The organism is Halomonas sp. IOP_14 (assembly GCF_021021315.1).
Taxonomy (GTDB): domain Bacteria; phylum Pseudomonadota; class Gammaproteobacteria; order Pseudomonadales; family Halomonadaceae; genus Vreelandella; species Vreelandella titanicae.
In genome coordinates this window covers 1-9,658 of the sequence record NZ_JAINWD010000074.1, presented here as the reverse complement: position 1 = coordinate 9,658, position 9,658 = coordinate 1, and the positions used below count along the sequence as shown (strand labels likewise).

Sequence of the window (9,658 nt, the reverse complement as noted above, 5' to 3'; positions counted from 1 at the left end):
GGTGACATCGAAGTCATCGATCAGTTTGAACAGGTCGCCCACCAGGCGATGAACGATCTGCTTGGCACGGTCATTGCCGCCTGCCTGATCAAAGCCAGCAACGGTTTTGACAAACTCTTGCACTTCGGGGGTGTCGAATATCTTTACGGTCATGATGAAAACCTCTATTTTTATAGGCTTTTGTTTTATAAAAAGAACTGGCGTGTCTATCGATAATTAGCTGTCGTCGTCGCGCACTGAAGAGGGGTGACGGCACAGCGGTTTGACGCTGATCTCCATATAGGGGAATAGCGGCAGGTTACTGACGAGTTCCTGCAGCTCAGCGTTGTCTTCCACGTCAAAAATACTGACGTTTGAGTAGCTACCCGCTACCCGCCACAAATGGCGCCATTTACCCTGACGCTGTAGGTCTTGGGAATACGCCTTTTCCGTTGCCTTGATCTTGGCTGCCTGCTCGGCTGGCATGTCAGGCGGCAACTTAACGGTCATCTCTACGTGAAATAGCATATGGCTCTCCTCTTTCTTTACTGGCGAACGCAAACGATGGCTTTTCTTTGCCGTGGCGTTTACTTACGAGACGTTCACTTACGTGACTGTTACTTACGTGAGTAGTGCGCCAACTTATCTTCATCTAGGGTGATGCCGAGGCCAGCCCCTTTCGGTAACTCCACTCCAAACTCGGTGTAGTTGAGAGGGGTAACGACGATGTCGTCTTGCAACAGCAGCGGGCCGAACATTTCCGTGCCCCAGGCCATTGCTGGCAGCGTTGCCCAGGCGTGTAGAGAGGCAGCCGTACCGATAGTGCCTTCCAGCAGGGTGCCGCCATATAAGCCAATGCCAGCCGCTTGGGCGACGTGAGCCAGCTCAAGTACCCCGTAAATACCGCCGGATTTGGCGATCTTTAGCGCAAAGGCACCACTGAAGCCGCCGCATACTAGATCAAGCCCGTCGCGGGCATCTTGCACCGCCTCATCGGCGAGCATCGGCACATTGAAGCGGTTAGCCAAGCGAACTAGGCCGGCATGTTCACGCGCGCCAATGGGCTGCTCAATTAACTCAATGCCAGCATCCTGTAGCACCTGAATACCGCGAACGGCGGTGGATTCATCCCACGCCTGATTAACATCAACTCGCACGCTGGCTCGATCGCCCAGCGCTTCCTTGATCGCCGCCACATGGCGCACGTCCTGATCCACCGGGTTAGCACCAATTTTTAACTTGAAGTCGCAGTGCCGACGCTGTTCTAAACGCAGCATGGCCTCATCAATATCTTTGGCGGTATCACCGCTGGCTAGCGTCCACAGCACGGGCAAGTGATCCTGACGTACGCCGCCCAGCAGCTCGGCGACGCTCAATCCCAAGCGTTTGCCCTGAGCATCCAACAGCGCCGTTTCTAATGCAGATTTGGCAATCATATTGCCGCGAGCATGGCGGTTAAGCCGAGCACGCAACTGGTGGACATTGTTGGAGGGCTGGCCGACCAGCAGGGGAGCTAGATAAGTATCAATATTGCGTTTAATGCTCTCCGGGCTTTCTGGGCCGTAGGCCAGGCCGCCAATGGTGGTGCCTTCGCCCAGCCCTTCGATACCGTCAGAGTGGCGCATGCGCACAATCACCATAGTTTGGCAGGCCATGGTGGTCATGGAGAGTTTGTGAGGACGGATGGTCGGTAGGTCGACCAGCAACGTCTCAATATGTTGGATGACGGTTGACATGCAGGCTCCAGCGTCTGGCAATCGTTGACTTGATGTCAGTTTGATTGCGTGAGGAAGAGGGAACCAATATTGTTTAGGTGCTTAGCCATACCGAGGAGGTATCAACATAGGGAGATGACTGCCTGTTTTTTAACGGGCAACTATTTTTATTTAACCAACTCGTCCTCTGCTCCGCTTCTTTAGCCCTACTCATCTTCTTTAATTTTCTTTATTAATCAATAGATTGATAAATATGGTGGCGTTTTAACGGCGGTTTTCCCATAAATGAGACACGTAATGATGGGTAAGGCATAGCAACACGGTGAGTAGATAATATCTGCGACTAACTATTAACGTGATGGCACACTTTCCATACGCCAAAGCCAGCTGAGTGGTGTTTCTTTTACGACAAAAGAATAAGACACATCATTGAGACATGAGGCGTAAAGCACAGGAAGGCAGCACGACGCTAATCACACGATTTAGTCGTACTGCCAACAATAATAAGCGCTAACTCTCTAAAAACTCACTTACATCTGGCAATCAGCATCGGGTGACTCGAGTAGCTCATGCGCTACCGATAATACTTCGTGCCGACCATCGCGGATCTCACGTAGGTAGATATTTTGTATCGGGTGGTGGGACTTGGAGAAGCGTAATGGTCCACGTGGGCTCTGCAGCTCAACGGCAGCGAGTGCGTCAATGAGTGCATCGCGGTCAGTGGAATCACCTTCGACTGCATCAAGCGCTTGTATGAGCATGGCACCCGTGTCATAACCATGCACGGCATAAGCATCAGGCATCTCACCGTAAGCCTCTTGATAAGCAGCTACGAAGCTCTGATTTTCTTCACTCTCCAGCGTTTCAGCGTAGTGTAGCGTCGTTAACACCCCCTCGCCCGCGCCCCCTAATGCTGCCAAATTACCTTCGGTCATAAAGCCAGAGCCCAACAGGGGAATATTTTCCTTAAGTCCGGCTGCAGCGTAGTCACGTACAAAGCTGACACCCCCTCCACCCGCGAAGAACGTATAAACCGCGTCGGGATTGAGGCTGGCTATTTGCGTCAAATAACTTTGAAACTCAGTACTGGGAAAAGGAACCAGAATTTGCTCAATAATCTCACCACCGGCTTCCGTAAACGCTTCCTCAAAAGCAGCAATATCCTCTTTACCACCGGCATAATCCCAGGTAATCGTTACCATCTCACGGTGGCCGCGATCATAGGCTACTTTCCCCATGGGGTAACTGTCCTGCCACATGTTATGTGAAGTACGAAAGACATTGGGCATGCAAAGTTCGTTCGTTGCTGCCCCCAAACCAGCATTGGGAATAATGGTAATAGCGCCGGTTTGCTTGGCCACGCGGAGCATCCCCATGGCCACACCTGAGTGGACAGGGCCAATAACAACGTCGACCTCGTCACTGTTCACTAATCGGCTCATATTCTGGGGGGCCTTGGAGGGATTGGCCTCGGAGTCAAGCTGGACATACTCGACTTCACGCCCTCCAAGCTGTCCACTATTTTGCTCAATAGCGAGTTTCAAACCATTGGTAATAGCCTCGCCCAGTGCCGTGTAGGTACCCGTATAGGGCAACATTAACCCCAGCTTTACAGGCTCGCCATCTTCAGCCATCGCAAGTTGCCCTGCCAGCAAAAAGCCTGCTCCAAGTAACGACGTCAGTGTTGTATTATTTGTTTTCATCGTTGCACTCTTTGTTGTAGTTCGTCTTTATAAAAGAAGTTATTGCTTTAAATGGGCAGCTTTTGGTTTACCCCCAGTTCTCGCTTGCTTCAAACTTCAAGCTATTTTTAGCGGCAATCACATCCTCGTGTGGGTCATGATTCCACAGCCACTCGAAGCGGCTCTCCAGATTGTTAATTAGCTCGGCTTCATCGTCGCCGATGCCCTCTCCTGCATATTCGTAGACATCGCCCGCCTCATGGGAGGTACGCTGCACTTTGCAGCTACGGCTATGGCGTACTTGTTCGAAGGCAGACAACACAGTGCTTACGTTGTGGCTACGGCAACTGGCATCCGCCAGCAGAGTCGCCAGCACATAGGCATCCTCCAGCGCCTGACCGGCTCCCGCCCCCTGGTGAGGCACTAACGCATGGGCAGCGTCGCCCACGATCAGTACGCGGTCGCGCTGGTAGCGGGCAAGCTCAGGTAACTCATGCAGCGCCCAGCGCGTTGGCTCAGGAATGCATTCAAGAATGGCTTGGCAAGCCGGGCTCCAACCTGCAAATACGTCTAGCATTTCCGCCTGGCTGACGGCTTGAACCCACTCTTCGCCTTCGGGCAGTTTAGGGTTCGGTTTCGAACGATCCGTAATGAAGGCCACGACGTTAACGAGTTGAGACTGCTTAACCGGGAAGGTCAGAATATGGCGATCTTTGCCAAGATACATCTGAGGCACCAATGCTAGGCGCTTCTCGCTGCCTTTAGCCTCTAGAGCAATCTCTAGGTCCCTGGTGGGAATCATGCCGCGATAAGCGTAAGTGCCACTCCAGAACGGCGTAATTTCGCCGTACTGCTCCGGGGGTAACACATGGGGGCGCACCGCCGACTTAATGCCGTCAAAGCCGATGATCACATCACCCGTAAAGTGAGTGCCATCGTCGAAGCTGGCGGTGGCGCTGTCGGCGTCTTGCTTAACGCCTATACAGCGTTTGCCGAAGTGGGCGATGCCCTCAGGCAGATTGGCGACAATCGCATCAAGAAAATCGGCACGATGCACCGAGGATTGGCCAACGCCTGGCGCCAGGCTGGCAGTTAAGTAGGTATCATCACTGCCTCGGCGCCACTCGAACCAAACATCCTCAAAGGGAGCGGGCGAGGAGTCGGCAATACGTTGATAAGCGTTTTCCAACCCCAATAGCTGAATGGCTTTTACCGCATTGGGGCCAAAGGAGACACCCGCACCAATCTCGGAGAACTGAGGAGCCGCTTCGAAAAGCTGAACATCAAGCTGGCTATCACGGGATAATGCAACGGCGAAGGCGACTCCTCCGATACCACCACCGATGATGCCAATCAAAAGACGTTTTGGCTGTGTATTTGCTACTGTGCTGTTAGCTACCATGATTTAACTCTGCTCAGGGGCTTATCGTTATATGTTGAGCGCTATGCTCTCCCCCTAACGCTATTCGGAAGCGTCAAATGCCACCACACAACTTCCTTCATTCAGACTATAAACGGCGCTAATGACAAGATGAATCAACCAGTTAAAAACCTCTCTGACGGCTACATTCGACTATTGTGGAATACATTGCGAGGCGCAAGGTGATGGAGAAACTTGCCAACATTGACCTGAATTTGCTGGTTGTTTTTGACTTGTTGTACCAAGAACAAAATACACAACGGGTGGCGCTGCGCTTGGGTATCACCCAGCCGGCGGTGAGCCATGCACTGAAACGTTTACGCCACTTGCTGGAGGACGAACTTTTCGAGCGCACGTCGCAAGGTCTGCAACCTACGCCCCGTGCCAGTCGACTTCACCCCGGCATTGCGGATGCGCTGGCACGAATGAACGACACGCTGAACCTATGCGACGATTTTAACCCCGCTAAGAGTGAGCGCACTTTCCATATCAACATGACCGATATCGGTGAAATAGTGTTTCTCCCGCGTCTGCTGCAACATCTCTCACACCACGCACCGGGGGTTTCACTCAACACCGTGCGCAGCCACCATAATGACCTAAAAAACGAGATGGAGGAGGGGGAGATAGATTTGGCCGTTGGCCTGATCCCGCAACTAGGAGCAGGCTTCTACCAGCAGCGACTGTTTGTACAACGCTACGTTTGCTTAATGCGCGAGCATCACCCGCTCGCTGCGGAGGAGTTTAGCCTTGAGGCGTTTCGCACAGCGCATCACGCTGTGGTGGTTGCCCGGGGAACCGGGCATGGCATTATCGAAGAGCAGCTTGCGCACGCTGGGGTTGTGCGCCCAGTTCGGTTAACACTGCCGCATTTCGCAGCGGTTCCCTATATCGTCAGCAGCAGCGATCTAGTGGTGACGGTTACCGATAAATTAGCCGAGGCAACGCGAACACGTTTCGGGTTAGCCATTCGTGAGCATCCCCTAACGTTCCCAGAAATCCCGATTAATCTTTTCTGGCACCGTCGCTTTCATCAAGACCCAGGCAACCGCTGGCTGCGTGGGCTGATGTTTTCTCTGTTCTCTGAATAGAGGTCATTAACGCCTAGGAGTTCGGCTTCGCCCACGCGGCGCGGGTGCTATGGGCTGCCGTTTTATTGGTAATTTTCCAGATGCCGTCGACCTTCACCAGGGCAATCACATCGACCCAGGAATCCGCCAGATTGTCGCTATTATCAAAGCCTAGCAGTACGCTGGCGACTTCTCCCGCCTGGGTGACGGCAATAAAGCGGCTCTTCACTTTACGGTGGCTAGCCGCCCAGCGCTCGAAACGGTCGCTGATCAAGTCAGTCGCCAACTTGCCACCAGCATCCACAGCAAAAATCCACGCATCCTTATGAAACGCCTCCTCCAGCTTTTCTCGACCGCCTTGAAAGCCATCCACATATAGCTGCACAACCCGTTTGATCTCATCGATCTCGGGTGCATCGCCCACAACAGTGATATTCGTCATCTTTTTACTCCTGCTTATTAATTGCTATTTTTGTACTGTTTATAACCCAAGCATCTCACGGGCCTGCTGCCACGTAGCCACGGGGCGCTGATATTTTTCGCATAAGGCGACGGTACGCGCGACCAGCGCGGCATTAGAGGGTGCCAGCGTTTTGCTATTCAGGCGAACGTTATCTTCAAGACCGGTACGGGTATGACCGCCAGCCGCAATCGACCACTCGTTAAGCAGGTATTGATTGGCGCCAATACCCGCACCGCACCACTGAGCCTCTGGCGCCAAGCGCTTGAGCGTCTCGATATAGAAATCAAACGTTGGCTTATCCGCTGGCATTGAATTCTTAACGCCCATCACAAACTGCACATAGAGCGGTGTCTTTAGCTTGCCTTGTTTGGAAAGCGCCACCGCTTGATGGATATGCGACAGATCAAACGCTTCAATTTCGGGCTTAATACCGTACTTGAGCATTTCCTCTGCAAGCCACTCCACCAACTGCGGCGGATTCTCGTAAACACGATTAGGGAAATTGTTGGACCCCACCGACAGGCTGGCCATATCAGGTTTCAATGGCAACATCCCGCCACGTGCCTCCCCTGCGCCGGAACGCCCGCCAGTTGAGAATTGAATGATCATACCAGGGCAATGCTTCTTGAGCCCTTCCATCAAACGACCAAACTTCTCGGGATCGGAGGAAGGTGTTTGATCATCGTTGCGCACGTGGCAGTGAGCAATGACAGCTCCTGCTTCGAACGCCGCCTGGGTGCTTTCAATCTGCTCATCCACCGTAATCGGCACGGCTGGATTGTTCTCTTTACGCGGCAGACTGCCGGTAATAGCGACGCAAATAATGCAGGGTTGAGACATAAACACCTCTCTCTGTTCTTATTGCGAACATAAATTTGCATTGCGAACAAAATAGACTGGATACTGATTAGCGTCAAATCGAAATCACTGCCAATGATGTTGTTCGTCATATTTTAGAAAGAGACATCGAAAACCAGAGGAACAATGGTGTAGAGCGCGACCATGATCACTAACAAACCGATGACATTGAGCCAAATACCTGCCCGAATCATGCTTTTGATGGGAAGATCCCCTGTTGCGAAAGCCACCGCGTTGGAAGGTGTTGCGACTGGCAACATGAAGGCGCAGCTCACGGCAAAGGTAACCACGATGGTCATCAGGAAGGGCTCAATGCCCAGCCCAACGGCGATAGATCCCATGATGGGGAAGAAGGCAGCTGCCGTCGCCGTATTGCTGGTTAGCTCGGTCAATAGGATAATCACGATAGCGGTGATGGCTAGAATCAAAATTAGGGGCAGTCCCGACAATCCCGATACGCTCTCGCCAACCCAGGCGCTTAAACCGGTGGCGGTGAACTGGGCTGAAAGTGTTAGGCCACCACCAAATAGAATCAGTACTCCCCAAGGCACGTCCCGCGTAGCCGACCACGCCAGCAATGCCCCTTTTCCTCTAGAAGCAGGAATTACAAACATTAGAATTGCCGCGAGAATCGCCACGCTGGTGTCGTTGATGTTGGAGAGCCAAGGCAGCGCATTCTGCACAAATGGAAATTGCGCGATTAATGGCAAAAATACCCAGCAGAACACTGCCCCAGCAAAGACCATCAATACACGTGATTCTTCAGGCGATAGTCGGCCCATACCCTTGAGTTCTGTCTCTATCATCGCTCGGCCTCCCTGAATATTCTCAACTTCCGAGCGGAACACCAGTTTGTTCAGGACTAGCCAAGCCAGCATCAGCATAGTGAATGAGAAAGGCACACCTACCAGCATCCAGTGACCAAAACCGATGCTAAGCCCGTGAGTGTCTTCCATGTAGGCGCGCATTAGCGCCATCGGTGGCTGACCGATCAGCGTCGCCATGGAGCCGATGGTGATGGCATAGGCGATGCCCAGTAGCACAGCAGCAGAAAACTTGGGCGTGTCATCACCGTTACCCAGCGACTTCACTAACGCAATGATCGAGACACCGATTGGCACCATAATCACTGCGGTTGCTGTATTGCTCACCCACATGGTGATGAACCAGCTTGCGAACATCAGACCGAAGACAATTTGAGCGGGTTTAGTACCCACGGTGAGCACCGTCAGTAACGCGAAGCGACGATGTAAATTCCAGCGCTGCGTTGCCAAGCCCAGCAGTACGCCACCCAATACTAGAAAGACAATGCTGTGAGCATAGGGCGAGGCGGTCGCTCCGACCGAGGCAATATCGAAAAAAGGGAACAGTACAAGCGGCAACAGCGACGTGACAGGAATGGGAATCGCCTCTGTCATCCACCAGGTGGCCATCAGCATAGCAATGCCTGCTACAAGACGAGCGTTGAAGGCTAGCGTTTCGGGTAAAAGGAAGAAAACACCCAAGCCAATGACAATGCCCATGACGAGCGAGATTGGTTTGAAAGCAGAAGCTTCAGCGTAGGGCGTTTGTTCAACGGCCACGGTGGTTTGCGACATGATCATTTTACCCGCAGAGCAATAACAGTGCAGGTGAGTGTTACTGCTCGGGTTCACTGATTCCAATACTTATCGGGTTGTTACCTATACCCAACCGATCAATGAGTCAAGACTGCAAAAATGCCTATGTAACGATAAAAAACAGAAATTTAGCCGTTATTTAGTTGTCACACTCATTGGTGAGGCACATTTTCAAAACGCAGGCTTACGGGGAATCCAACTTTTTTCACATTGGGTAATGTGCGACCAATAAATGACACTGTAGATGTCGTTATCTTTCGATGGCCGGTCGCCGGGAACTTGGAAGTACATTAACGAGTATGGGGTGGTAAGAAACACGAATCGAAAACTGACAATAGCACCGTGTTTGTCAACGGAAACCAGACGAAGTAACTAGTCACACAGCATCCGCAAACCTTGGGCACACCAGATCGGAGATAAGACGCGGAGTATTCTAGAGACGTTGTGAGTGCAATAGCATGATTTAAACCGTACACCCCCAGAGTTGGACTAATGGTAATACCGCATGACCGTTGATGACAGAACAATCCAAAGTGGCTAGATTCCCAACACATCTAACCTCTCCGCCCTCGCGCGAAAACAGCTGCAAATAAAAGCTACTATATAACAGCACAGGATTTAATCGAAAAAACCTATGAGCCCCCTTGGATCAGAAGAATGAACCGTCCTTGAATTTGTATTACAGTGAAAAATAAATCTTTAGCATAAAGGACTAAAGTATTATTTTATAAGTTCATTACACGATAATTTTTCATTCAAAGCACAGAGATCGTGATTTTATTCGTCTAAAAGGAAGCTTTTCATGTAAGAGTATTCTAAATACTAAGGAAGCTCTGAAAAAGTCACTGCCAT

8 protein-coding genes are annotated in these 9,658 nt (G+C 51.6%); 1 reads left to right on the top strand and 7 read right to left on the bottom strand.

All coding sequences use genetic code 11. The features are described 5' to 3' along the window. Positions 1-216: 216 nt before the first annotated feature. The 4 genes from catC to salA all read right to left on the bottom strand — a co-directional run bounded on the left by catC (position 217) and on the right by salA (position 4,778). Positions 217-507: a muconolactone Delta-isomerase gene (catC, locus tag K7H09_RS23850; protein WP_022521204.1), complete on the bottom strand. Its 291-nt coding sequence runs from the start codon at positions 505-507 to the stop codon at positions 217-219. 89 nt (positions 508-596) lie between these two features. Then, positions 597-1,715, bottom strand: a complete 1,119-nt coding sequence (locus K7H09_RS23845; RefSeq protein WP_022521203.1) for a muconate/chloromuconate family cycloisomerase — start codon at positions 1,713-1,715, stop codon at positions 597-599. A 509-nt stretch (positions 1,716-2,224) separates the two neighbouring features. Then, positions 2,225-3,397: an ABC transporter substrate-binding protein gene (locus tag K7H09_RS23840; RefSeq protein WP_022521202.1), complete on the bottom strand. Its 1,173-nt coding sequence runs from the start codon at positions 3,395-3,397 to the stop codon at positions 2,225-2,227. A gap of 67 nt (positions 3,398-3,464) precedes the next feature. Then, the gene (gene salA / locus K7H09_RS23835) at positions 3,465-4,778 is read right to left on the bottom strand and encodes a salicylate 1-monooxygenase (RefSeq protein ID WP_022521201.1); all 1,314 of its coding nucleotides are present in this window, start codon (positions 4,776-4,778) and stop codon (positions 3,465-3,467) included. A 203-nt stretch (positions 4,779-4,981) separates the two neighbouring features. Here salA and K7H09_RS23830 point away from each other — a divergent pair, with 203 nt between their 5' ends. Further along, positions 4,982-5,887, top strand: coding sequence for a LysR family transcriptional regulator (locus tag K7H09_RS23830; protein ID WP_022521200.1), 906 nt, complete (start codon positions 4,982-4,984; stop codon positions 5,885-5,887). Positions 5,888-5,900: 13 nt separating this feature from the next. Here K7H09_RS23830 and K7H09_RS23825 read toward each other — a convergent pair whose 3' ends face one another. From K7H09_RS23825 to K7H09_RS23815, 3 genes are all read right to left on the bottom strand, one after another. Then, the gene (locus tag K7H09_RS23825) at positions 5,901-6,308 is read right to left on the bottom strand and encodes a nuclear transport factor 2 family protein (RefSeq protein WP_022521199.1); all 408 of its coding nucleotides are present in this window, start codon (positions 6,306-6,308) and stop codon (positions 5,901-5,903) included. Between the two features lie 39 nt (positions 6,309-6,347). Beyond that, complete coding sequence (locus K7H09_RS23820; protein WP_022521198.1) at positions 6,348-7,169, bottom strand: 3-keto-5-aminohexanoate cleavage protein; 822 nt, start codon at positions 7,167-7,169, stop codon at positions 6,348-6,350. A 113-nt stretch (positions 7,170-7,282) separates the two neighbouring features. Continuing rightward, positions 7,283-8,785, bottom strand: a complete 1,503-nt coding sequence (locus K7H09_RS23815; RefSeq protein WP_027958952.1) for an SLC13 family permease — start codon at positions 8,783-8,785, stop codon at positions 7,283-7,285. Between the last annotated feature and the right edge of the window lie 873 nt (positions 8,786-9,658).

Excerpts from the sequence above, each read along its gene's own strand:
- catC (WP_022521204.1), bottom strand. The coding sequence starts at position 507 with ATGCTATTTCACGTAGAGATGACCGTTAAGTTGCCGCCTGACATGCCA.
- K7H09_RS23845 (WP_022521203.1), bottom strand. The coding sequence starts at position 1,715 with ATGTCAACCGTCATCCAACATATTGAGACGTTGCTGGTCGACCTACCG.
- K7H09_RS23840 (WP_022521202.1), bottom strand. The coding sequence starts at position 3,397 with ATGAAAACAAATAATACAACACTGACGTCGTTACTTGGAGCAGGCTTT.
- salA (WP_022521201.1), bottom strand. The coding sequence starts at position 4,778 with ATGGTAGCTAACAGCACAGTAGCAAATACACAGCCAAAACGTCTTTTG.
- K7H09_RS23830 (WP_022521200.1), top strand. The coding sequence starts at position 4,982 with ATGGAGAAACTTGCCAACATTGACCTGAATTTGCTGGTTGTTTTTGAC.
- K7H09_RS23825 (WP_022521199.1), bottom strand. The coding sequence starts at position 6,308 with ATGACGAATATCACTGTTGTGGGCGATGCACCCGAGATCGATGAGATC.
- K7H09_RS23820 (WP_022521198.1), bottom strand. The coding sequence starts at position 7,169 with ATGTCTCAACCCTGCATTATTTGCGTCGCTATTACCGGCAGTCTGCCG.
- K7H09_RS23815 (WP_027958952.1), bottom strand. The coding sequence starts at position 8,785 with ATGTCGCAAACCACCGTGGCCGTTGAACAAACGCCCTACGCTGAAGCT.